Source organism: Patescibacteria group bacterium (assembly GCA_027858235.1).
Classification (GTDB): Bacteria; Patescibacteriota; Patescibacteriia; order Patescibacteriales; family BM507; genus BM507.
Genome location: JAQIDC010000029.1, coordinates 1 through 23482 on the forward strand (window position 1 = coordinate 1; position 23482 = coordinate 23482).

General features: G+C 31.2%; 31 protein-coding genes and 2 tRNA genes. 25 read left to right on the forward strand and 8 right to left on the reverse strand.

Annotated features, from left to right (window positions below; translation table 11 throughout):
- The first annotated feature begins 239 nt into the window (after window positions 1-239).
- Both PF572_02525 and pyrH read left to right on the forward strand, forming a co-directional pair.
- A complete protein-coding gene (locus tag PF572_02525) occupies window positions 240-464 on the forward strand; it encodes a hypothetical protein (protein MDA3839941.1) in 225 nt (74 codons plus the stop codon).
- 94 nt (window positions 465-558) lie between these two features.
- Window positions 559-1260 (forward strand): UMP kinase, encoded by a 702-nt coding sequence (gene pyrH, locus PF572_02530; protein ID MDA3839942.1) that lies wholly within the window; start codon window positions 559-561, stop codon window positions 1258-1260.
- A 17-nt stretch (window positions 1261-1277) separates the two neighbouring features.
- On the opposite strand, the gene PF572_02535 is transcribed toward pyrH, so the two are convergent.
- Window positions 1278-1874, reverse strand: coding sequence for a hypothetical protein (locus PF572_02535; protein MDA3839943.1), 597 nt, complete (start codon window positions 1872-1874; stop codon window positions 1278-1280).
- Window positions 1875-1973: 99 nt separating this feature from the next.
- On the opposite strand from PF572_02535, the gene PF572_02540 reads away from it, so the two are divergent.
- Complete coding sequence (locus tag PF572_02540; protein MDA3839944.1) at window positions 1974-4922, forward strand: PBP1A family penicillin-binding protein; 2949 nt, start codon at window positions 1974-1976, stop codon at window positions 4920-4922.
- Between the two features lie 48 nt (window positions 4923-4970).
- On the opposite strand, the gene PF572_02545 is transcribed toward PF572_02540, so the two are convergent.
- The 3 genes from PF572_02545 to dnaA are packed head-to-tail and all read right to left on the reverse strand — an operon-like array spanning window position 4971 to window position 8022.
- Complete coding sequence (locus PF572_02545) at window positions 4971-5513, reverse strand: hypothetical protein (protein ID MDA3839945.1); 543 nt, start codon at window positions 5511-5513, stop codon at window positions 4971-4973.
- Window positions 5514-5516: 3 nt separating this feature from the next.
- Window positions 5517-6641, reverse strand: a complete 1125-nt coding sequence (gene dnaN / locus PF572_02550) for a DNA polymerase III subunit beta (protein MDA3839946.1) — start codon at window positions 6639-6641, stop codon at window positions 5517-5519.
- Window positions 6642-6648: 7 nt separating this feature from the next.
- Window positions 6649-8022: a chromosomal replication initiator protein DnaA gene (dnaA, locus tag PF572_02555; GenBank protein ID MDA3839947.1), complete on the reverse strand. Its 1374-nt coding sequence runs from the start codon at window positions 8020-8022 to the stop codon at window positions 6649-6651.
- Between the two features lie 458 nt (window positions 8023-8480).
- On the opposite strand from dnaA, the gene rpmH reads away from it, so the two are divergent.
- Genes rpmH through murI form a run of 5 tightly spaced genes read left to right on the forward strand, consistent with a single transcriptional unit; the run spans window position 8481 to window position 10770 of the window.
- The gene (rpmH, locus tag PF572_02560) at window positions 8481-8618 is read left to right on the forward strand and encodes a 50S ribosomal protein L34 (GenBank protein MDA3839948.1); all 138 of its coding nucleotides are present in this window, start codon (window positions 8481-8483) and stop codon (window positions 8616-8618) included.
- Window positions 8619-8627: 9 nt separating this feature from the next.
- A complete protein-coding gene (gene rnpA, locus PF572_02565; protein ID MDA3839949.1) occupies window positions 8628-8972 on the forward strand; it encodes a ribonuclease P protein component in 345 nt (114 codons plus the stop codon).
- Complete coding sequence (gene yidD, locus PF572_02570; GenBank protein ID MDA3839950.1) at window positions 8920-9201, forward strand: membrane protein insertion efficiency factor YidD; 282 nt, start codon at window positions 8920-8922, stop codon at window positions 9199-9201. The genes rnpA and yidD overlap by 53 nt, the downstream gene beginning before the upstream one ends.
- A 3-nt stretch (window positions 9202-9204) precedes the next feature.
- A complete protein-coding gene (locus tag PF572_02575; GenBank protein MDA3839951.1) occupies window positions 9205-9927 on the forward strand; it encodes a YidC/Oxa1 family membrane protein insertase in 723 nt (240 codons plus the stop codon).
- Window positions 9928-9945: 18 nt separating this feature from the next.
- Entirely contained in the window at window positions 9946-10770 is an 825-nt protein-coding gene (gene murI, locus PF572_02580) for a glutamate racemase (GenBank protein MDA3839952.1), read from the forward strand.
- Here the strand turns inward: murI and PF572_02585 are convergent.
- A complete protein-coding gene (locus PF572_02585; protein MDA3839953.1) occupies window positions 10741-11490 on the reverse strand; it encodes a hypothetical protein in 750 nt (249 codons plus the stop codon). The two genes, murI and PF572_02585, sit on opposite strands and share 30 nt — an antisense overlap.
- Window positions 11487-11870 carry a polymer-forming cytoskeletal protein gene (locus PF572_02590; GenBank protein MDA3839954.1) on the reverse strand — a complete coding sequence of 128 codons (384 nt, stop codon included), beginning with the start codon at window positions 11868-11870 and terminating at the stop codon, window positions 11487-11489. The genes PF572_02585 and PF572_02590 overlap by 4 nt, the downstream gene beginning before the upstream one ends.
- 113 nt (window positions 11871-11983) lie before the next feature.
- On the opposite strand from PF572_02590, the gene PF572_02595 reads away from it, so the two are divergent.
- The 13 genes from PF572_02595 (at window position 11984) to PF572_02655 (ending at window position 19904) form a co-directional block, all read left to right on the forward strand.
- Window positions 11984-12055, forward strand: a tRNA-Arg gene (locus PF572_02595).
- A 52-nt stretch (window positions 12056-12107) separates the two neighbouring features.
- Window positions 12108-12184 (forward strand) — tRNA-Ala (locus PF572_02600).
- A gap of 331 nt (window positions 12185-12515) precedes the next feature.
- Window positions 12516-13103 (forward strand): ribonuclease HII, encoded by a 588-nt coding sequence (locus PF572_02605; GenBank protein ID MDA3839955.1) that lies wholly within the window; start codon window positions 12516-12518, stop codon window positions 13101-13103.
- Window positions 13104-13158: 55 nt separating this feature from the next.
- Window positions 13159-13713 carry a class I SAM-dependent methyltransferase gene (locus PF572_02610; protein MDA3839956.1) on the forward strand — a complete coding sequence of 185 codons (555 nt, stop codon included), beginning with the start codon at window positions 13159-13161 and terminating at the stop codon, window positions 13711-13713.
- Between the two features lie 3 nt (window positions 13714-13716).
- Entirely contained in the window at window positions 13717-14106 is a 390-nt protein-coding gene (locus PF572_02615) for a hypothetical protein (protein MDA3839957.1), read from the forward strand.
- A gap of 7 nt (window positions 14107-14113) precedes the next feature.
- Window positions 14114-14479: a YraN family protein gene (locus PF572_02620; GenBank protein MDA3839958.1), complete on the forward strand. Its 366-nt coding sequence runs from the start codon at window positions 14114-14116 to the stop codon at window positions 14477-14479.
- A gap of 85 nt (window positions 14480-14564) precedes the next feature.
- Window positions 14565-15599 (forward strand): hypothetical protein, encoded by a 1035-nt coding sequence (locus PF572_02625; protein MDA3839959.1) that lies wholly within the window; start codon window positions 14565-14567, stop codon window positions 15597-15599.
- A gap of 72 nt (window positions 15600-15671) precedes the next feature.
- Window positions 15672-16763, forward strand: a complete 1092-nt coding sequence (locus PF572_02630; protein ID MDA3839960.1) for a YibE/F family protein — start codon at window positions 15672-15674, stop codon at window positions 16761-16763.
- A gap of 63 nt (window positions 16764-16826) precedes the next feature.
- The gene (locus PF572_02635) at window positions 16827-17090 is read left to right on the forward strand and encodes an autorepressor SdpR family transcription factor (protein ID MDA3839961.1); all 264 of its coding nucleotides are present in this window, start codon (window positions 16827-16829) and stop codon (window positions 17088-17090) included.
- 1 nt (window position 17091) lies between these two features.
- Window positions 17092-17763, forward strand: coding sequence for an SdpI family protein (locus PF572_02640; GenBank protein ID MDA3839962.1), 672 nt, complete (start codon window positions 17092-17094; stop codon window positions 17761-17763).
- Window positions 17750-18535, forward strand: a complete 786-nt coding sequence (locus tag PF572_02645) for an RNA methyltransferase (GenBank protein ID MDA3839963.1) — start codon at window positions 17750-17752, stop codon at window positions 18533-18535. The genes PF572_02640 and PF572_02645 overlap by 14 nt, the downstream gene beginning before the upstream one ends.
- Window positions 18536-18755: 220 nt before the next feature.
- Window positions 18756-19211 carry a hypothetical protein gene (locus PF572_02650; protein MDA3839964.1) on the forward strand — a complete coding sequence of 152 codons (456 nt, stop codon included), beginning with the start codon at window positions 18756-18758 and terminating at the stop codon, window positions 19209-19211.
- A 45-nt stretch (window positions 19212-19256) separates the two neighbouring features.
- Entirely contained in the window at window positions 19257-19904 is a 648-nt protein-coding gene (locus tag PF572_02655) for a hypothetical protein (GenBank protein ID MDA3839965.1), read from the forward strand.
- A gap of 55 nt (window positions 19905-19959) precedes the next feature.
- On the opposite strand, the gene ung is transcribed toward PF572_02655, so the two are convergent.
- Together ung and PF572_02665 are read right to left on the reverse strand one after the other, a co-directional pair.
- Window positions 19960-20628 carry a uracil-DNA glycosylase gene (gene ung / locus PF572_02660; protein MDA3839966.1) on the reverse strand — a complete coding sequence of 223 codons (669 nt, stop codon included), beginning with the start codon at window positions 20626-20628 and terminating at the stop codon, window positions 19960-19962.
- 24 nt (window positions 20629-20652) lie between these two features.
- Window positions 20653-21042, reverse strand: coding sequence for a hypothetical protein (locus PF572_02665; GenBank protein MDA3839967.1), 390 nt, complete (start codon window positions 21040-21042; stop codon window positions 20653-20655).
- A gap of 145 nt (window positions 21043-21187) precedes the next feature.
- Between PF572_02665 and PF572_02670 the strand changes: the two genes are divergently transcribed.
- The 4 genes from PF572_02670 to PF572_02685 all read left to right on the forward strand — a co-directional run bounded on the left by PF572_02670 (window position 21188) and on the right by PF572_02685 (window position 23246).
- Window positions 21188-21634: an NUDIX domain-containing protein gene (locus PF572_02670; GenBank protein MDA3839968.1), complete on the forward strand. Its 447-nt coding sequence runs from the start codon at window positions 21188-21190 to the stop codon at window positions 21632-21634.
- Window positions 21635-21946: 312 nt separating this feature from the next.
- Window positions 21947-22318 carry a hypothetical protein gene (locus PF572_02675; GenBank protein MDA3839969.1) on the forward strand — a complete coding sequence of 124 codons (372 nt, stop codon included), beginning with the start codon at window positions 21947-21949 and terminating at the stop codon, window positions 22316-22318.
- Between the two features lie 24 nt (window positions 22319-22342).
- On the forward strand, window positions 22343-22798 hold the full coding sequence (locus PF572_02680) for a helix-turn-helix transcriptional regulator (protein MDA3839970.1): 456 nt from the start codon (window positions 22343-22345) through the stop codon (window positions 22796-22798).
- 4 nt (window positions 22799-22802) lie between these two features.
- A complete protein-coding gene (locus PF572_02685; GenBank protein MDA3839971.1) occupies window positions 22803-23246 on the forward strand; it encodes a hypothetical protein in 444 nt (147 codons plus the stop codon).
- Window positions 23247-23482 lie beyond the last annotated feature (236 nt).

Sequence of the window (23482 nt, forward strand, 5' to 3'; positions counted from 1 at the left end):
TAAAACATCAAAATATTGCCAATATTTCTTACGCCACCTGTATTTTTTTCTAAAATACTTAAAGAATCTTCGAATAACCATCTTGGCACCAATCACATTATGTATTGTATCCTCTATGAATAAGTAACTGAGAGGGGTTGACAAATATTTGCATGTGTGATATATTACAATGTTGTTTAAAAAAAGAATATAATAATCAGTTCGTCACTCGTTCATTTTGCTAACCAAGGGAGGAAAATATGTCTTGTCCAAAAGCTCTTACAAAAGGAAATAAAATTGTTGTACATTTTCATGCTGGCAGAGAATCCGCAGGAAGCCCCGGTTATAAAATTGGTAATTTTATTAGTGTTGAAGTGCCTGAAAAAAACAAAGACTGTCTGTTTCCTTACCTACTTCTTGATGTAGGTGGCAAAGAAAATGTAATTCCAATTAATGCAATTAGACTAATTAGTCTTAATGTGTGATAAATTGTGTCACCAGCCCAGGAGTTGTTATTCCTGGGTTTTTTATTTAATATTATTATGTGTTATTCTATTAAATAGAAATTAAATATCAATTATGAAAAATACATACATTTTATCTCTAGGTGGTTCACTAATTGTTCCGGAAATCGGAATAATTGATTGGAAATTTTTAAAAGCGTTTCGAACACTTATTCTAGCTCGCATAAAAAAGGGTGAAAAGTTTTTTATTATTTCTGGTGGAGGAGCCACCGCTAGAAACTACATTCAAGCCGCAGATAGAATAGTTAAAACCAGTGACAATGATCGTGATTGGCTCGGAATTCATGCCACTAGATTAAATGCCCATCTTTTAAGAACAATATTTCGAGACGTGGCTCAGGCAAGCATTATTAAAAATCCTAGCTTTAAACTACAGGTTAAAAAAAAGGTAGTTATAGCTGGTGGCTGGAAACCAGGATGGTCAACGGATTATGTTGCCACACTCATCGCCCAAGAATACGAAATAGAAAAAATTATAAACCTTTCAAATATTGATTATGTTTATACTCAAGATCCGAAAGAAAATCCAAATGCCCAAAAAATAGAAGAAATAGATTGGACCAACTTTCAAAAAATTGTTGGAAAGAAATGGAGTCCAGGACTAAATGCCCCTTTTGACCCAATCGCAAGTCAAAAATGCAATCAATTAAATTTAGAGGTCTCAATTTTAAACGGAAAAAATATTAAAAATCTCATCAAATATTTTGAAGGAGATAAGTTCAAAGGAACAATTATAAAAAATAAAAAAGAGCGGTAGTGTCCGCTCTTTTGGTTTCATAGAAAACTAATTTCTATTTTTACATTTAGTTTTTCTAAATCCTTTCTAAGCTTTTTTTTATTTAACTTTTTCTTTATTCTTGATTTGTTTACAATCTTTAAATAATATGTCCCTTTATCATAAAAGGCTGTAATTCTCATATTATCACCAGAGGCACCAATATTATTTAGATATTTTTTCGTTACTACAATTATTAGCGCTCTTGTATTTATTACTCGCTCTTCCTTTTCTTTGCTCAGTCTAGCAAAAGTTAAAACCATCAACAGTTGCATCTCACTAAAAGCGAAACTCGGTATCATGTCTAGCAAAATTTGGTTATTGTCCAAAAACAAAATTTTTTTATTTTTCTTCTTGTTAACATCTCTCTGTTCGTCATTGAATGTTTTCTGTATTTCTAAATACATTTTTTCACTAAATTGAATAAATGTGCTACGCATGTCTATTTTGGTTGAAAACTCTCTGTCATCATCATCGAATGAAAATTCTTTAAATATTGATAAAAATTTAATCCAAGTATTCTCGTACATTTCATTAAAAGTTTCTGGTCTATCTTCATTTAACATGTTGCCTCCTTTTTTAATGTGCAAAAACATATCTTAGCCTAAAATCATCTTTTTATCAAGTGTTAGTGGTGAATTAATTGAATTTAAGCTTAATAGCTGGTATAATTTTTTTATAAATTAAACAATTTTATGCCAATTCCACAACTTAACAAGACATATAAATCACAGCAAAGCTGGAGAAAATTAAAAAACACCAAATCTCCTAAAAAGAGAGCCTCACTAAAAAAATCTTCTCCAAAAAGAAGGAAGAATAAAGATAATTATTCCAGTTTTTTTGCTAATTTTAAACGAAAAATTATACTTTCTATTCTATTTTTACTGGTTTTGTCTTTTTTAGTTGGTTCTGTTTCTGTCGCCTTTATTGCCCGAGGTCTTCCTGACCCAAACAAGCTCATGGAAAGAGAATTGGCCCAAACAACTAAGATATATGATCGAACTGGGGAAACCGTTCTTTATGAAATACATGGAGATCAGCAACGAACGCTGGTAAATCTAGAAGAAATACCTGAATATATAAAATGGGCATCTATTTCTATTGAGGATAAGAATTTTTACAAACACAATGGGGTTAGTGTTTGGGGTATTCTCAGAGGCGTCGTTTGGCAAAAATTAAGAGGAAAACCTGTTCAAGGCGGCTCAACCCTCACTCAACAATTCATTAAAAACGCTGTTTTAACGAACGAAAGAACTATAACCAGAAAGGTCAAAGAATGGATTCTTGCCTATAAGCTTGAACAAAAATTTTCCAAAGATGAAATATTACAACTCTATTTAAATGAAATTCCTTATGGATCAACTGCTTACGGAATTGAAGCAGCTAGTCAAAAATATTTTGCAAAAAGTGCTCGTGATATTAGTTTAGCTGAAGCGGCAATATTAGCAGCGCTTCCCCAAGCGCCCACTGCTTATTCTCCCTATGGAAACAATAAAGATCACTTAATCGTTAGACAACACTATATTCTTGATTTAATGGTTGAACAAAACTATGTTTCTAAAGAAGATGCCGAAATAGCAAAAAACTTTGAGCTTGTTTTTAAAAAACAGACCGCTAACATAAAAGCGCCTCATTTTGTAATGTACATAAAAGAACTTCTCTCAGAAAAATACGGCGAAAAAATGATTGAACAAGATGGCCTTAAAATAACTACAACTCTTGATTTATATAAACAAGAAGTTGCTGAAGAAATAATTACTGAGCTTGGTGACAAAAACAACGAAAACTATCAAGCCACAAATTCCGCCCTTGTATCAATTGACCCAAAAACAGGACAAATTCTTGCTATGGTTGGATCGAGAGATTATTTTAATGACAAAATTGATGGTCAGGTAAATATTACAACCAGCCTTAGACAGCCAGGGTCGTCAATGAAACCATTAATTTATGCCTCAACTTTTCTAAAAGGATTAACTCCTAGTTCTATTCTCTATGATGTTGTAACCAATTTTTCACAAGACAAAGAAAATCCCTATGAACCACACAATTATACCTTAGAAGAAAATGGACCAGTTTCAATTAGAAAAGCCCTTGCTGGTTCTCTTAATATTCCTGCCGTAAAAGCGCTTTATATCGCTGGTGTTGAGAATGTTCTTGATTTAGCAAAAAATGTTGGTTATACCAGCCTAGGAGATAAAGATCGTTTTGGATTATCTTTAGTCCTTGGAGGAGCGGAGGTTAGGTTAATCGAACACACTAACGCCTATTCGGCTTTTGCAAGAGAGGGGAACATTAGTCCCATCACCTCTATCTTAAAAATTGAAGATAAAGATGGCGTTATTATTGAAGAATGGAAAGAAGATAGCAAAAAAGTCCTCGACCCTAAAGTGGCCCGTGCTATAAATGACATTCTCTCAGATAACAATGCCCGTTCTTATGCTTTTGGTGAAAATAATTGGCTCACACTTGGAGATAGACCAGTTGCTGCCAAAACAGGCACCACAAACGACTACAGAGACGCCTGGACTATCGGCTACACACCATCTCTTGTCACTGGTGTTTGGGTTGGAAACAACAACAACGACGAGATGAAAAGAGGAGCAGCTGGAGGGGTTGTTGCTGCGCCAATTTGGAATTCTTATATGAAAAGAGTTTTAGGAGATACTCCAAAAGAAGAGTTTAATAAATTTGAGAAAGAATTGACCGGTAAAGCTATCTTGGACGGCATTATTGAAGGTAAAAAAACAATTAAAATCGACACTATCTCTGGTCTCCTAGCAACAGACGAAACACCAGAAGAGTTTATTGAAGAAATTACCCTGGAAGAGCATCATTCAATTTTACACTACATTGACAAAAAAGACCCCCTAGGAAAAATACCAGAAAAACCAGAAAAAGATTCTCAATACCTGGAATGGGAAGAAAAAATTAGGGCCTGGGCTGAAAAAATATCTTCAAGTACTATCGCCAGTATCCCAACAGAGTATGACAACATTCATAGTGAAGAAAATAAGCCAGCGCTCAAAATCACATCCCCAAAAAACAAAACCAAAAAAGACAATCTAGAACTAATAGTTACTGTGGAGACAAGCGCGCCTAGAGGAGTTAATCATGTTAATTATTATATAGATAATTATTTAATTTCCAAAACCTCCCGACCACCCTTTTCTTTAAATGAAAATATTTCCTATTTAAAAAACGGGGAGCACACCCTTAGGGCTCTTGCCTGTGATGATGTTTTTAATTGTCAGGAGGATGAAATTAAATTCAATCTAAACATCCAAAATAATATTATTTCTGATACTATCAAATTAGAACTACTTGAACCGAGTAATGGTTTGGCGGTTTCAAATTTTGATTTTCCGCTTAAACTAAAAACCCAAAATGACAACTCAGGTCAAGTGGCGGTAATTAATTATTATTTCATAAACGATAAGCTTGAAAAAATATATATTTCTTCAAATGCCCCTGTAAAGTCAACCATTAATGAAGCCCTGTGGATTGAAGCCCCGGTTAGTGGAACATACAAAATTTTTGCTGAAAGCACTTCGTGGACTTCTCAGGTTGTTAAAACCAACGAGTCCCTCATCATAATAAACAACACCCTGGACATGGCCAGTAGCGCGGAGACTATAATAGAATAAAATTACCAACAAAAAAACAGACTCGCTCCGGTCTGTTTTTTTGTTATCTTAAAATTGTATATTTATTCTATTCTTGATATTAATTTTTTCTGCCAATATAATATTGTTAATTTTTTCATCTATATTGTTTGCGGAAAAAATCTCTAGTGCGGTTACTATCTCTCCTTCTTTATATCCTACGTCTCGTGTTCTAAAAAAAACTTCTTCACCTAATTCTTTTATAAACTTTTCTTTATTTTCATTTATCTCTGTTTTTATAAAATCAAGAATATAATAATTACCAAACTCCCTCCCTTTGTCTAACTCGTCTAGAACATCCTCTCTCTCAATGCTTATATCACTGCTTTCTTTTTCTATATTTAGTCCCATTAATTTTCTAAACAACCTAACTACGTTTTCACTGGTATATTTTTCATTAATTTGACCGTTCAAAAATACTCCCGGAGAATTAATTTCTTTATTATTAATTTTTATTTTATCAAAAAATTTAAAACTTGCTTCATCAAATCGGAAATTTTCAAACACATGTTTTACATCTTCTATTTTTTTATCGTCAAAATAAACGACTCCTCTTACTAATTGTTTTATCATAAATTATTGTTTTATTGGCATTATTACATAAATATAAGTCTCGTCTTTCTCGGCTTTAATGATACAAGGAGTGTTAGCGTCACTAATTTCTAGCGTCACATTTTCAGAAGACATATTATTTAGACAGTCAAGTAAATATCTATAATTAACTACTATCCCGTTATCCTCCCCCGTAACTAAAGCTTCTGTTTCAGTAATATTTTCTCCAGCTTGACCCATAACCGAAGAAACAACTATTTTATTTTTATCTTTTGGAAAATCTAGGTTTATGTCATTTATACCAGTTTTTGAAAAAAGAGAAGACATTTTAGCAACCCTAGTTAGTTCCTGTCTTGAGATATTTGCTTTGGTATTGCTTTTGGTTGGTATAATTTGTTTATAGTCTGGATATTGTCCTTCTATAAGTCTAGAAATTAGTTCCGTTCCACTAATTAGAAATTTGATTTGATTTTCACTAATTTTTATTTCAACATTTTCCTCCTCAAGAGCCGAACCGTCTTTAAAGTTAGAAAGAATTCTAGTTAACTCTTGAATGGTTTTTGCTGGAACAATAACCTTAATGTCTTTTTTCCCTTTTTCCTCTAAAATTACTTTTTTTTCTGCCAAGCGATAACTGTCGGTTGCTACTAATAAAAGCTCGTTTCCAAAAATCTCAAACAACACCCCTGTTAATTCCATTCTTGTTTCACTATTTGATGTGGCAAAAACAACTTGAGAAAGTGATTTTTTTAAATTCTTCACTTTTACTAAATAGGTTTCGCTGTTTTCAATTTCAGGAATTAACGGAAATTCTTCTGAGCTTGTCCCTTTTATTTTTGTATTATAGTTTTCACAATTTATTATTATTTCATTTCCAACCACCTCTAATTCTACTTTTTTATTAGGAAGGAGAGAAATGTAGTCAAATAAAATTTTTGAATCAACCGTAAACTCACCAGCAACATCCACCTTTCCTCTTTTTTTATTTATAATTCCAATCTCCAGGTCGGTGCTAGTAAAATTAATATTTCCTTGGTCAGATTTTATTAAAATGTTATTTAAGATTGGTAGGTTTATATTTTTTCCAGCAATATGACCAACAATATAAAGCGCCTCCTTTAAGTTTTCTTGTAAAATTGTAAATTTCATATAATGCTTAGTCAATAATATTGGTATTATAAATTAACTGTTTAATTGAGTTAATGTCTTGTTTGAGTTTTTCATTATCAACCACCTCTTTGGCAATCTTGTTATATGCGTGCATTGCCGTGGTGTGGTCTCGTCCTCCAATTTCACTTCCTATGGTTGGATATGAAGTATTTATCTCTTCTCTCATTAAATACATAATAAGCTGTCGTGGATAAACAAGTTCTTTTTTTCTACTTTTCCCTAAGATTGCCTTAACATCAATATCATAATATTTAATAACTGAGGCAATAATATCTTTTGTGGTAATTGATTTTGATTGGAAGTTGGAAATTATGTTGTTTAATATACCCTTGGTTGATTCTAATGTTGGTGTTGAATTATTAAATTCATGAAAAGCAATAATTCTATTTAGGGCCCCCTCTAATTCTCGAATGTTATTTTGAATGTTTTCGGCTATATAATAATAAATATCATAGTCTAGTTTATAGTTTTTTTCTCTACACTTGTTTTCTAATATTGCAATTCTTGTTTCAATGTCTGGATTTGATATGTCGGCTATCATCCCCCACTCAAACCTAGAGAGAAGTCTTTTTTCTAGGGCCGGAATAGATTTTGGTGGTCTGTCTGATGTTATTACTATTTGTTTATTTGTCTGGTGGAGTTCATTAAATGTATGAAAAAATTCTTCCTGGGTTCCATCTTTCCCGGCCATAAATTGAATGTCATCAATTAATAATAAATCAATGTTTCTATATTTTTCTTTAAACTCTTTTGCTCTCCCCCCTCTTACTGATTGAATATATTCATTAGTAAATTTTTCAGAGGTTACATACATCACTTTATCTGTTTTTTTGGTGAGTTCGTGGCCAATTGCTTGGAGAAGGTGGGTTTTCCCTAAACCAACCCCACCATAAATAAACAATGGATTATACGCCACTCCGGGATTTGCGGCCACTGCTTGACATGCGGCATGAGCCAATTCGTTTCCTTTTCCGGCTACAAAATTTTCAAAATTATATTTATGGTTTAGCCCATATTTATTAACATTAGAAACAGTGCCCAGGCCTTCTTTTTTTGGTTCAGAAAGTTGATCGTTATTTTTTTTAAATTTTTCAGTAGGGGTTAATGATTTTTTTGTTTCAACTTTATATAAAATGCTTTTAATTTTTTTATCAATAACATTCTCTAGTGCTTTTACTATTTCATCGTGATATTTTTTCTCTAACCAAGCCTTCGTAAAGGTATTTGGAACACAAACAACAACACTTGTATCTTCGATTGAGGAAATAAACGTATTTTTAAACCATGTGGTAAAATTTGCTTTAGAAAGGGTTAACTCAATTTCACCCAAAACTGCTTCCCAGATTTGTTCATGATTCATAGTATTTTTTAATTTAATTTTATGTTTCGAATTATAACAAGTATTTCAATTAATAAAACCCCTTGTTTTGTTTACAAGATGTTGATAAAAAGTTAATAAGTCTCATTTTAATAAAAACTTAATAAATACTAGTTTCTCTTTGTTTAATTAAATATAAATATATAAATATAGTTATAATAATAAGTGGTGTTAATAAGCACTGAATTATTAATTTAAAGTAAAAAACTACTCGAAAAATACTGTTAACAGCGCGGTTGATAAACTATTAATATATTTTAATAAAGTGTTAATATATTAACTAGTAATTTGGAAAACCAAAAGTTATTAAGATAATATTAAAATGAATTAACAAAAAAATTTTAATTATAAACAACTTTTGAACACCCAAAAATCGCCATTGACTTTATATAATAATAATGTTACTTTTACTAAGTAAAAATAAATAAATTAGTAATATTATGCCAAAAAGAACATTCCAGCCAAACGTGAAAAAAGGAAAAAAGAAGCACGGCTTTATGAAAAGAATGCAAACAAAAGACGGTCAAAATGTAATTAAAGCCAGAAGAGATAGGGGAAGAAAAGTTTTAACTAAATAAAACAAAAATATGTTTGCTAGTAAAAATAGATTAAGCAAACAAAAAGATTTTGACAACATTTTTAAAAATGGAAAAACCATTAAAAGTGGTTTTTTTAAAATAATTTTTTTTGAAAATAGGTTTAAAATAAATAGATATTCTATAATAGTAAATAAGAAAGTAAGTAAAAACGCAATTACTAGAAATAAAATAAAGCGTATTGTTAGAAAGCAAATTAAAGAATATACTTTTAATAATAACAACAAAGACATTGTTTTTATAGTTTATCCAAACTTTTTAGAAAAAACTAAAGAAAGCACAAATGAAATCAAAAAAGCTCTTAGCAAAATTGATATATATAGATTTTTTGTTTAGAAAACTTTTTGTATTAGTTATTAAGTTTTATCAAAACACAATATCACCTGACCACGGTTTTTTTAAATATTTATATCCCCATGGATATTGTAGATTTAGGCCCACGTGTTCAGACTATTCTATACAAGCAATAGAAAAACACGGAATAATTAAAGGTACAATTAAAGCCTCTTGGCGTATATTGAGATGTAACCCCTGGAACAAGGGTGGTTATGACCCATTAAAATAATTTATGTTTCAAACATTTTTTTATCAACCAGTTCTTAATCTTTTAATATATTTATATAATATAGTCCCCGGTAACGATCTTGGTGTGGCTATTATTTTGTTGACCATAATAATTAAACTTTTATTGTTACCGCTTTCAAAAAAATCAATCAAAAGCCAAAAAGAGCTTCAAGAAATTCAACCAAAAGTAGAAGAACTTAAAAAGGAATATAAAGACAACAAAGAGGAAATGGGCAAAAAAATGATGGCCCTCTATAAAGAGCACAAAGTTAATCCATTTTCTTCATGCCTACCCCTATTAATACAACTACCTTTCTTAATAGCTGTTTTCCAGGTTTTTAGGAAAGGCTTTTCTGACGAAACGCTTTCTTTGGTTTATCCATTTATTGCTAATCCTGGCCACATAAACCAACTTGCCTTTGGATTTATAGATCTATCTGTTCGAAACATTCCTTTGGCGGTTTTAGCCGGCGCATCACAATTTTGGCAAACAAAAATGATGATGACTAAAAAAGCTCCAATTGTTAGTACGGGAGCAAAAGATGAAAACATGATGGCAATGATGAACAAACAAATGATGTATATGATGCCAGCGCTAACTGTTTTTATTGGTATAACGCTCCCCGGCGGCCTAACTTTTTATTGGTTTTTAACCACATTGTTCACAGTTTTTCAACAACTATATATATTTAAGAGAGAAGAGACTAAAATTGAAGTAGTAAAATAATTTAATAGCACCCATTTAATGATTGGTATATTTGATTCAGGTTTTGGTGGAATTTCAATATTAAGCGATTTTCACAATAAAGCCCCCGAATATAGCTATATATATTTTGGGGACAATATTAATGCTCCATATGGAGATAAAAACACTAAAGAAATATATAATTCTACAAAGAATGCTGTAGAATTTTTATTTACAGAAGGGGCTGTTTTGGTAATTGTAGCCTGCAACACTTCTTCTGCAAGGGTTTTAAGGAAGCTCCAAGATGAGTATTTTAATAAAAAATATAAAAATAAAAAGGTACTAGGAATTATTATTCCCAATATTGAAAATATTATTCATCAACTTCCCCCCAATTCCAGACTAGGAATAATTGGGACGAGTCACACAATTGGTTCTCAAAAATACCAAAACGAAATTTTAGATAAACGAAACGACGTTCAAATATTTTCAAAAGCCTGTCCAATGTTTGTCGAGAAAATAGAAAATAATAAGTTTAAGAGTTTAGGCTTTTTGGCTAACATTAAAGAAGAAATTGCACATTATAGTAATAAAAATATATCCTATCTTTTATTGGCATGTACACATTTTTCATTTATCAAAAAAGAAATTAAACAACATCTTAATCCCAGTATACAAATAATTGATTCTTCTGAAATTATTATTAAAAAAACACAAGAGTATTTATTTAGACACAAGGAATTAAAAATAAAAAAAGAACGGAATACCATTCTTTACACAAGTGGTGACTTAGTTTTATTTAAAAAAATTTCTTTAAAACTCTTAAGGCCAAGTAGTAAAAGAAATTTAAAATTTTTAAAACATTCTACCCTTTCCAACAATTAACTTAACCTTTTTTTCACTAATTTTAATCAATACTGGAGTTTGAACTTCAAATGATTTATCTAAAACAAGGTTTTTATTTTTATTTTCAATAATGATTTGATCAAAGATAAAAACACTTTTAACTTTCTTTTCTTTTTTTGATTTTATAAACAACTCTATTTTATTGTCATTTGGAAGACAAACAGTATTGTCAGGTAATTCTTTATTGCTTAAATTGAGGTTATTAATAATAACACTGCCTTGATCTATAATTTCAATTGTATAGTTTTCATCAATTTCAACCTTTGTTCCCATTGTATTTATACTAGCCTGACTCAGAAAGTATAAATTATTTGCCTTAACCATGTTTAGCTCTTCGATTCTTCTTGATGATAGTATTTCACAGGCGTTTAGAAAGTTCGAAACTCCCAGGTTTAGCGAAATTTCATTATTTTCTTTCCCGACAGGTATAATAAAAATCGGAATCTTCAATGCATCTGGATGGTCTGAAGTGCAAACAGAATTCAATATCTTGTTTAGGGTGTGATTGTTTCCAACTGCAATTAAAGTTTTAGCACCCATTTTAATCTCATTATCAATTGAACCAACTACATTTTTTAAAAGACTTAAGCGGATGATTTTACCATTTAAACCAAGGTCTGTAATTCTGGTTTCAATTTTAGAAAGAGTATTACTATATTTTTTTTCCGACAAAAAACTATCGTATATAAAAATATTCATATTTGTTTAGCCTCTTTTACTTCCGTCTTCTTGTCTTTCGTCATATTGCATGCACCATTAAAGATAGCTCCGTTTTCAACTGATAAGGTCGAAGCCTGAATGTCTCCGTAGACTTTAGCTGTTGATGAAAGTTCTAAATACCCATGTATAATAAGGTTCCCATGAACTTCTCCGCTAATTTTAGCCTGTTTTGCTTCTATGTTTGCATTAATCTTTGCCTTTTCTCCAATAAACAGATTGTTGCTTGTTTTTATTGCACCCTCAAGCGATCCCTCTACAATTATATCGCCCTCACCAAAAAAATTACCCTTCACCTTGATAGATGGGCCAATTATGGTTTCGGCATTTTTAATACTCACCTCTTCATCTTTTTTAAACATATAATATACTTATTTATAATTTAATATTATGATTATAGCAATTAGACAGCAATTATTCAACTAAGTGTTTGCAAAAAAACTAAAAAAATGTAAACTGTAAAAGTACAATATAAGTCCCCGTAGTTTAACGGATAAAACAAGGCCCTCCTAAGGCCTAGATAGAAGTTCGATTCTTCTCGAGGACACATATTATAAGACGAAAAGCATTATATGTCAATGTTCCACGTGGAACAATTTGGGCCATTAGCTCAGTTGGTTAGAGTGCTTGCATGGCATGCAAGAGGTCAAGGGTTCGAATCCCTTATGGTCCACCAAAAAATATTAAAAACCATAAGGGTGAGAACCCTTGTGTGTGACTAATGTTTGGAATTATACATACAACGCTTCTAGGCAAGAATAAATGGAAATTGTACAAACATTTTCGATTGGAGTGTTGGGGACCACTCCGCTCGAACCCGACTACCGGCAGGTCCTTTATGGCCCAATTAAAACAAAAGAAATACAACTCATTTCCTGTTTAGCTAAGAGCAGACAAAAGTTTCGTAGTTATAATTATATACAATTACAATAAATAGTTATTTAAGTCCACAGCTATGTAGACTTTATTAGACTTATTAACATATTCTGTTAATAAGTTGTGTAAAAATGATTAATTTAAACAAGGAGAACAATTTAAACTATAGAAGTTTTATAGGAGTGGATGAGGTTGGAAGAGGTTGTTTAGCGGGACCAGTAGTTTCGGCAGCGGTTTTTGTTAGCAAGGAGCAAATTGGCGAAATTGCTGAAATAAATGATTCCAAGTTAGTTTCTAAAAAAAAGCGAGATATTCTCTATTTAGAAATAATTAACAACTATCCTTTTTCCATAGGATTGGTTAGCAATATTCAAATAGATAAATTAAACATTTTAAATGCAAGTCTTCTTTCTATGAAAAGAGCGCTTGATAAGATCAAACATAAGAGCGAAATAGTTTTAGTAGATGGCACTTACAAGATTCCAGGTTTTTTAGAGAAACAACAAACCCAAATAAAAGGAGATCAAAACTTTTATTCAATTGCTGCCGCTTCGATTGTTGCCAAAGTTGTTCGCGACAAAATGATGGAAGTATATTCAAAAAAATTTCCAAACTATTCATTTTATCAGCACAAGGGCTATGGGACAAAACTACATAAAGCCGAGATTGTGAAATTTGGAACTTGTAATATACATAGAAAAAGCTTTAAGTTAAACTAAAAAACTTGTTTATAAATGGAATTTAATTTATAATATTATCAGAGTAAATAAATATATGAATAATATTTTTGGAGGCAATAAACTTCTTTATTTTGAAGAGATTATAAAAAAAGCAAATTTGAAAGAAGGAATGAAGGTGGCTGATCTTGGGTGTGGAACCCACGGTTATTTTATTTTTAAACCATCGTTTATTGTTGGAACAACAGGTTCAGTATATGCTGTTGATGTTCTTAAGCCCGTGCTTGATAACATAAACAAAACCATTAAGCTTGAAAACCACAAAAACATAACAACAATTTGGTCTAACCTTGAAAATTACAAGGCAACTAAAATAGATTCAATGATTTTAGATTTTGTATTTTTAGTAAACGTTTTACATCAATCTAATAAAAAGGTTGATATATTAAGAGAGGCAATTCGAATGTTAAAAAAGAATGCTAAAATAGTTATTGTGGACTGGGTAGAAGGGGCCTCAGTAATTGGGCCCGAAAAAGATAAAAAAATAAATAAAGAAAATTTAATTATAGCGCTTCAAAAACTAGGATTAAATTTAGAGGAGGATTTTGTAGCTGGGAAGTTCCACTACGGTTTAATTTTTAAAAAAATATAGAATATGAACAGTTTACTAAGTTTAAAATTTTGGTTTTCAATAAATCCTGGCGCCTTGTCACCTTTGGGCCTAAAACTATTTTTAGTTTTAGTGTTTTTTTTCGTTGTTTTAAGTGTGGTGCTGAAAATACTAATTATGAATACCAAAGAGAAACTCCACAGAAGGCTATTTAGAAAGATTCTTTCTTTATCTGTTACTAACATTTTTCTTTTGTTGGTAATGTTTTTTTTAATGTATGAAAAAGCCCCATTTTTATCTTCAAGATTTTGGTTTTTAGTTTGGGGAACCGGTATTGTTGTTTGGCTGGTTTATATTTATGGATTTTATTCTAAAATTCCTAGCCAAAAAGAAGAAAGAGAAAAAAATTTACAATATAACAAATATCTTCCATAATTACCTAATGTTAGCTAAAAATACTCAAAAAACAGGCGCTTTTGGAGAGAAAATTGCAAAGGATTTTTTAGAAAAAAAAGGCTATAAAATCATTGATAATAACATTAATTTTTCTAATCAAGAAGTTGATATAATTGCAAAACTAAAAGGTAATTTCTTCATTGTTGAGGTAAAAACTAGTTCAGAAAAGTCTCTCGTTGACCCAGAGGACTATATTGATAATAGAAAACTACAAAATTTAAAAAAAGCGGCATTTAGCTTTTCAGCAAAAAATAAAGTCAAACTAGAGAATATCTATTTTGATTTAATTGCTATAAAACTAAAAAACAATAACAAAACGGCCACCATTAAACACTATAAAAATATTTGTTAGCCCTTGACTTTAGGGCTTTTTTTGTCTAATATAAACACATAAATTCAGCTAAAATAATTGCTTAAGGGAGGAAGCAAATTAAAATATGAAAAATTTAAATTTAATCTCCTTTTTATTCGCTATTTTTTTAGTTCCTCTTTTTTCTCTTCAGGCTAGCTACCTAAGGCCACCAGTTCTCTCTGATATAAATCCAGGATTAAAAAATTTTTCTGAACCATTTGTTTCTGGTTTTACAGAAGATTTTTCAAATGTTTTAGTTTATATAGATGGAAATTACTCGGGTGATGCCAATATAGTTAAAGGGAATAAGCAAAATAATTTTTATTTTTTTATAAATAATCTTCCAAGTGAGGGAAGCCACTCGCTTTTTTTAATTGCAAGAGACCTTAATGGAATTATGTCTGCTCCAACAGAGGAATTTAATTTTTTGATTACCCACAATCTAGATACTCCACAGGTGGTTAAAACAAACATTAACTCTAGAGAAAATATAGTTTGTCAGTCTGACAATGAAAATTTTGTAGATGTAATTGTTGATGGGGTAAAGTATTCAACCATGTTTATAGAAAGAAATTCGAATGCTAATCTTAATTTTGATTATTCAGTTCTCCCTCCAGGAGATCATTTAATAGCATTTACTGCAAGAGATGCCGTGGGAAGAACAAGCAAAACAACCGAATCACTAAAAGTTAAATCAATTGCAAGCACTGAGCCTGTAAAAGAAGACAAGAACAATAACGAAGGCTACGTCCCTATAAATAATAATTTAATTCCAGCAACTAATGTTCCAAGCATATCCAGTGAAGGAGCGAGTGAGGGGGTAATAGTTGAGGGTGTAGATAATATGGGGGAACTTCCACAAATAATTCCTGTACTCGGAAATGATGAAAAAAATGACGAGGAAAAAGCAATTGACGATATTTTAAACAAAATAGATAAAGAGAATAAAGAACAGATTGGATCACTTGATGAAAGCGGTGAAAAACAAAGTGACTTAAAAGTAAATTTATTTATTTTTTTAGGATTTCTAGTAGCAGTTGTTCTATGGATTATTTGGGTTAACAGGGAGGTTAACGAAGAAGAAAAAAACATCGAAAGTGACGAAGAAGAAAAGAATTAAATTTGAATATATTTTTCGGAAAACCACTTGTTTAAGAAGTGGTTTTTTGATATAAATAAAGAAAAGAAAGCTATGAAAAAAATACTATTCTTACTTATATTCTTGTTTCCAATGTTTGTTTCGGCCCAAACCACAGAGCCCGATACAATATTTAAGGCTGAGGTGTTTGAAATTATAGAGGAACGAAGCGCAGTAAGAAAAAACGGTGCTGATCTTTTTCAACAAAATTTAAAGTTAAGAGGATTAGAGGGACAAAGGGAAAACGAAGAATATGTTTTCACTGGTATTAATGATTTTGAATTAATAAAAAGCAATGTTTACAAAATTGGTGACAAGGTCTTGCTCCTAGAAAGCATGGGTGCAGACAATGATCCACAATATTATATTGTCGATTATGTCAGAACCAATATTATATTATATCTATTTGCTTTGTTTGTTTTTATACTATTGATTGTGGGAAGAGCAAAAGGCTTTCGTTCTATTCTTTCTTTGTTTTTTACTTTTTTAATTATAATAAAGTATATTATCCCTAGCATTTTAGCTGGCGCCAATCCCCTGGTCACCACTCTTTTGGGGTCACTAGTGATTTTATTTATTATAATTTACTTAACAGAAGGATTTAACCCAATGTCACATCTTGCGGTTATTAGCATTGGAATAAGTCTGTTTATTTCAGTTTTTCTTTCTTGGTTCTTCGTTTTGGCCGGGAAACTCTCGGGTGTTTTCAGTGAGGAGATTGCTTCGCTGGCAAGCATCGGAGACGTAGCTATTAATTTTCAAGGATTACTCCTAGCAGGCATTATTATTGGTCTCCTGGGGGTCCTGGACGACGTAGTTGTTGCTCAGGTATCAACAGTTGAACAAATTCATAAAACAAACACTCAACAATCAAGGAAAGATCTGTTTTCCAGTTCATTCAAAGTCGGAATTTCCCACATTAGTTCAATGACCAATACTTTGTTCTTGGCATATGCCGGAGCCTCCCTACCTCTTCTAGTTTTGCTCGTTTCTGGCGAGAGCGTTTTTGGTAACACATTTGATGCTATCAACAACGAACAAATAGCAACAGAAATAGTCAGAACATTAGCAGGAAGCATTGGCTTGATTTTGTCAGTTCCAATTTCAACTTATCTTTCAGTGTATTGGTATAAAAGAAAAAGCTAAAAAGACTTGACGAAATATTTTTTTTCAGTTAGTATTTAGATACTTAACTAAATATCTAAATAAATGAGTATTAACCAAACATTTAAGGCACTATCAGATCAAACAAGAAGAGAAGTTTTGGAGCTTCTCAAAAAAAAGGATATGTCAGTAACTGAGATCTCTCAGAGTTTTGATATCAGTCTCCCCTCTTTGTCTCATCATCTCAGTACCTTAAAGCAAGTAAATTTAGTATCTTCAAGAAGAAGAGGACAAGAGATGATCTATTCTCTTAACTTGAGCGTGTTTGAAGAAGTGAGTAAAATGATAATTAAATTATTTAAACAATAATATGAAATCACCAATTAAAATTTCCATAAAAAGCGAAATTATTTCTATCCTTTTTATTACTGTTTCAATCATTGCCTCTTTTTATTTTTATAATAACTTCCCTGATCAAGTGCCCACACATTGGAATATTGAAGGGAATGTAGATGATTGGAGTACTCCCCTTTTTGCCGCTTTTCTCCTACCTATTATTTCAATTGGATTATATTTATTATTTTTAGTTCTTCCTCGTATAGACCCTAAAAAAGATAGATATAAGCAATTTGCGAACATCTATCATATATTTAAAACAATAGTAATTGGTTTTTTGAGTCTAATATATTTTGTAACTAGTTTTTCTGCATTAGGCTATGATATAAACATAACTCGTGTTATAAGCATCTCTGTCGGTCTACTTTTTTTAGTTCTTGGGAATTATATGAGCAAAATAAAACGCAACTGGTTTCTTGGAATTAGAACTCCATGGACCTTGTCTTCAGAGGATGTTTGGAACAAAACGCACAGACTTGGTGGAAAAATGTTTGTCTTGTCAGGATTTCTAATGATGAGCATGAGCTATTTGGATACAAAATATAGGATTCCCCTTTTTGTGACTATTATTATACTAACCGCTGTAGTAAGCTTTGTATATTCATATTATTTATTTAATAAAGAGCAAAAAAATGGAAATAAATAGTGTTCAAAATACCCAAATAAAAAACATTGTTAAGCTAAAAAAAGCTTCTGAAAGAAAGAAACAAGGACTTTTTGTTGTTGAGGGTGAAAGAGAGATTAAGATTGCTATTGATTCGGGACAAACAATAGAAACACATTATGTTTGTGCTAGATTCAATAAAAACAAAGAAAAGTTGCGTAATGCTGGTTCAATTTCGGTTTCTGAAGATGTTTTTAGAAAAATTTCTTATCGTGAGTCTCCAGATGGTAATATTGCAACTTTTAAACTTAAGAGAACCTACTTAAAAGATGCTAACCTTAGTAAAAAACCTTTAATTATAATACTTGAGTCAATTGAGAAGCCCGGCAATCTAGGAGCGATTATGAGGACCGCTGATGCAGCTAAAATTGATGCCGTAATAGTTAATAACTCTAAAATTGATATATATAACCCCAATGCCATAAGAGCGAGCCAAGGAACTATATTTTCAACTCCCCTATTTTTGGCTAATATTAAAGAAACTGAAGAATTTTGTATTAATAATAAGATAAGCATTTTTGCCACTAGCCCGAGAGCAAACAAAAACTACACAGAAGCTGATTTTAGCCAAGGTTCAGCAATCCTAATGGGGTCTGAAGATATTGGATTAAGCGATGAGTGGCTAAAATTAGCCAACCAGTCAATAAAAATTGAAATGAAGGGGCTTATTGACTCTCTTAATTTGTCAGTCAGCACTGCAGTTATTGTTTTTGAGGTATTAAGACAAAGAGCTGATTTATCCCCAATTGATTAGATGACTAAAATGTGCTATAATTGATATATTGGTTAAATAAAAACAAAAATATGCTAAAAATAGACAATTTGAAATTGAATAATTTTTTTATGTCCGTTGCTTTTGTTATATTGCTGACGGTTTTTTTATTACTACCATTTTTTGTTATTAATGCATTTAATTAAAAAAAAGTAGAGATAAAACCTTTGGTTTTTTACTTTAAATAAATAACACTATAAGCATGAGTGTAGAATTTCCAACTAATTTTCAAAAGAATGAAGAAGAAAATTGTGTTGATATTGAAAAAATAAAGACTGACATTGAAAAAATACGAGTTAAGTCGGAGGAGATTGATGACACGCAAGGATCCTTTCATGCAGGAATGGAAATGTTTTCTGTTGCGGAGATAATAACATCCAGGACAGAAAACTCACTAGACTCGATGGACAAGGATGACATAATCATATTAAACAATATTATTGATGCCCTATATGTTGATACAATCAAGTATTTAGAAAATTCTGATGAAGCATATGAAGTAACATCTCAGGAAACAATTGCAAGATGTTATTTACGAATTGGATCATTGGATAATGCAAGAAGCACATTCATAAATGCATCAACACTTGCTAGGAAAAATGGAAAAATCAAAATCGCTGATAGACTTTTAAATAAAGGTAACAGCATTGAAGCATAGGGTTACTATAGTGACAATATGTATTTTTTCTGCTAATGTAGGTAAATGATTAAAACAATCCATTATTCTGAGGTTCTAAGAAAGAGAGAATCCAAAGAAACAAAAGATAAAATTGAAGTTATTGAAGGGAAGAAATATTCTCTTTATTTTTTGTATGATGGCACAGAAGAGGGTGTTAATACAAACAGGGCTATTAGTGCTGCTAGTAAATTTATCAAAAACAATTATTCGTATTATCAAGACAAAGATTTATATAAACTAAAAAATTTAATAATTGATGCAAATCAGAAAATTTTAGAATTAAATTTATCTAACGCTACAACGGGTGTTGTCGTCTTGTATGTTTCTAAGGAAGATGAGGGTAAATCATTCTTTATTATTTTGGGTAAGTCAGCTGTTTATACAACATCCCATGATCAGCTTGTCAGAATAAATACTAAAAAAAATGAAAAATTATTAGGTCATAATAGATTGAGCAAAGACGATATTCCTGAAGTATATATAAAAAACAATAAGGCCCCGCTTTTTGTATGTAGCGACGGTTTTATAAATCTTTTAGTTGATAAAAGAAAAGACGTTATTAAAATTCTCAATCAAAAAGATATAGGAAGCTCTCGAGCTTCAATGAATAGAATTATGAAGGCTAGGAATTTTGATGATTTAGCATATTTATTTATTAAGAAGATTTTTTAAATAAAATATTGAAAACTTAAAATAAGCATAAGCGCATTTTGTATTTATACAATTATTATAGCAACCAATCAATTACATTTTGATTGGTTTTTTGTAGATAAGCATTTGTTTGACTAAAATGTTTAGATCCAAAAAATCCACGGTAGGAAGACAGGGGAGAGGGGTGTGGTGCTTTTAGAATTAAATGTTTTTTTGAGTCAATCAAATCTGTTTTACTTTGGGCATATGCACCCCAGAGGAGAAAGACGACATTGTTTTTTTTATCAGAAATAGTTTTGATTACTGAATCAGTGAATTCTTCCCAACCTTTTTTTTGATGAGAACCGGCTTGATTAGCTAGGACAGTTAGCGTTGCGTTTAAGAGAAAAACACCTTGTTTTGCCCATGGTTCAAGGTTTCCGGAAGAAGACATCTTTATCCCAATGTCAGATTCAATTTCTTTATAAATATTTTTGAGCGATGGGGGAGTATGAATACCATCTTGAACTGAAAAACAAAGCCCATGTGCTTGTTTGGGACCATGATAAGGATCTTGCCCAAGGATAACAACCTTCACCCTATCAAAAGGACAAAGATTAAAAGCTTGAAAAAGATTTTCCGCTGCTGGATAAACTGTTTTATTCAAATATTCCTTACTAACGAAAGAGAACAGTTCTTGAAAATATTTTTTATCAAATTCGGACGATAATTCACGAGCCCAAGATTTTTCTATTTTTATATTCATAAAGAGAGAATAATAAACTTCTTGCTACTCGAGTAATTCACAATTTGTAAATTGTGAGAGTTGCTTAAAACTTAGTTTACCAGATTTTTCTTGACCATCAGCGAAGACCCAGGTTGGATATCCTTTTATGCCAGCTTGTTTGCAAACATCCAATTGACCCTGTCCATCTGCAGTAGAGCATTCGATGTAGGGAAGATTTTTTGATCTACCAAATAGTTCTTTTTGTGCTTCGCAATGAGAGCACCAAAAAGCCCCATAAAACTTTGCACCAGTGTCGGATATACAAGAAGCGAACGAATCGATATTGTCTTGATCGGGGTTTTCTTTTGTCGAAAGCATATATATCCCAGCGATAACAATGATAATAAATATTGAAAACCAGAGAATAAATAAGTCGTTTTTTTTCTTTGTCATATAAATAGTTAAAAGTTATATATTAAATATTATCATATATTGGGATTAAAGAAAGATTAAGTTAATTTAAATATTAAGTAGGAATCGAAAGTTTACAAAAGAATTAATACCTATATAATAAATAGTATGAATATAACAATAATATATGAGTAAAGGAAGATTTAAAGTAATAGCGTCAGTTTATTTAGTTTTGATAAAAGAAAATAAATTGTTGCTACTACTTCGCAAAAACACTGGATTTGAAGATGGGAATTATGGTCTTGTCGCTGGTCATCTTGACCCAAACGAAACAATCATGCAAGCCATGGTAAGGGAGGCTAAGGAAGAGGCGGGGATTGACATTAACCTGGATAATTTAAAATTAGAGCACGTTTTAAATAGACAGGAATTGGGCAATGAAAGACTCGACTTCTTTTTTAGTATAAGTGACTGGAAAGGTGATATCATAAATAATGAGCCAGATAAATGTGGTGGGCTTAAATGGTTTGACTTAGATAATTTACCAAATAACATTATTGACTATATAGATCAAGCTTTGAAAGATATAAAAAATAAAAATATATATAGAGAAACAATAAAAAATGAGAACTAGGTTTAGTTCTTCGTATGTCTGTTTTTCAAAAAAAAATCGGGATAAACCCGATTATTTTATTGGCGGAACGGACGGGACTCGAAATTAGAAACCCAATATTCAAGAAACCCTTTAAACATCAGTTTTTAATGAAATGTTAGGGATAAATTAGGCCTAAACAAATAGACTTCAATAGACACAAACCCCTATTATAGACACATTTAAGTCACTATACGGTCACTGGATCGTAATGAGCAATATAGAGTTATCAGAGCTTGACAATTTTAATGTAATTTTATAATATATCATATATGATATACTTAGTTAAAGAATATGAATCTATTTAAGTTCGGTAAGGATGTTAGTACAGGGAATAGTGCCCCATATAAATTTTTATTGAAATGTAGCAATGAGGTAAAAGAAAAACTTCAAAACAAATTGGAAGTTATAGAAAAGGGTTTGAATGTTCACGGTCCACAAAAAATGGTCGGTAAAAAAGAGATTAAGGACATTAAGCATTGTGAAAAACAAGAAACAAAATTGTATCAAATTAATTATAGACACATTCAAAACAAACAGTACAGGGTGTTGTTTGTAATTAGAACTTCAGTTTATTTGATTTTAGAAATTTTTTTGAAGAAAAGCGACCCGCAGGAACAAAAAATGTATTCAAAAGCATTAGAAAAAAATAAGCATTATGAATAAATTAATTAATTAATATATTAACATATGTTTTTAAAAGACTTTAAAAATGAACTTTTAAACGATAAAGGCTATTATAGAAAGCAAAAAAAGATTTTATCAGATATAAAATATAGAGTTGGTAGAATGATTTTTGAAGCCAGAGTTCTAAGAGGCATAACACAAAAGCAATTGGGGGAGAAAATAAAAACATCTCAATCAGTTATAGCCAGTATAGAGAATGGCAATAGAAATATGTCATTAGATTATCTTGAAAAAATATCAAAAGCGTTCGGCACAAGACTGATTCCCCCACAATTTGAATTTATGTCAAAAACTGAAAACGAATACAATAGAGAAGTTTTTAATTCAGGTCATGTTTCTACTGTAGTTGTTAAAACAGCTGACTCAACTGAAGATGTTGAAACTAAATCATGGAGTCGATTTGATTTTAATTTACCTAAAATAACTAACAAAGAGGAAGTACAAGTTCCTTTATATTAAAAATATGAGCAATAAAAATATAGACTTAAAATGGGCTATCGTTTCAGAAAAAACCATTGTAGACGAAAGAACCAACCAAGTAAGTTTAATTGGTGTGGCAGAAGAATTGTTAATTACTTTAGATAAGAAAACTATTCCCAAGGACGCTAAAACTATTCCCTTTGGAATCAATTTAACCGGCTATTGGGAGAGACAAGAATTTTCAAAGGAGGAAGACTTTTCTTTTATAGTTAAATATATTCACGAAACCAACAAAGAGGAGTTAATACAGACAATACCCTTGAAGTTTCAAAAAAATATGAGAAGGATGAGGTCAATTGTTTTAGTTAATAATATTCCTTTAAGTAAAAAAAGCGGAGAGACAAGATTAGTCATTGAATATATTAGAGGTGGGAAGAAAATTATATATTATATTCCTCTTTTAATTAAAGTAGAGATTAATGAATAATGGTTGGTCATTTTTCTCCTAAAAAAGTTGACGAGGAAATTGAACTAAACTAAATATGAAACGCTTGCTACTGAAAAAACTGGGATAAACCCAGTTTTGCGGCAATAGGGCAATAGCGGCAATAGGGGTCAGGTCTTGTTCTTTGCATTTAAATCCTGGTGATTAAACCCAGCTTTTATTTTTCTCCATATTTTGACTATAGAGTACCCTATAGGGTACCCTATTTCTCTTTATAA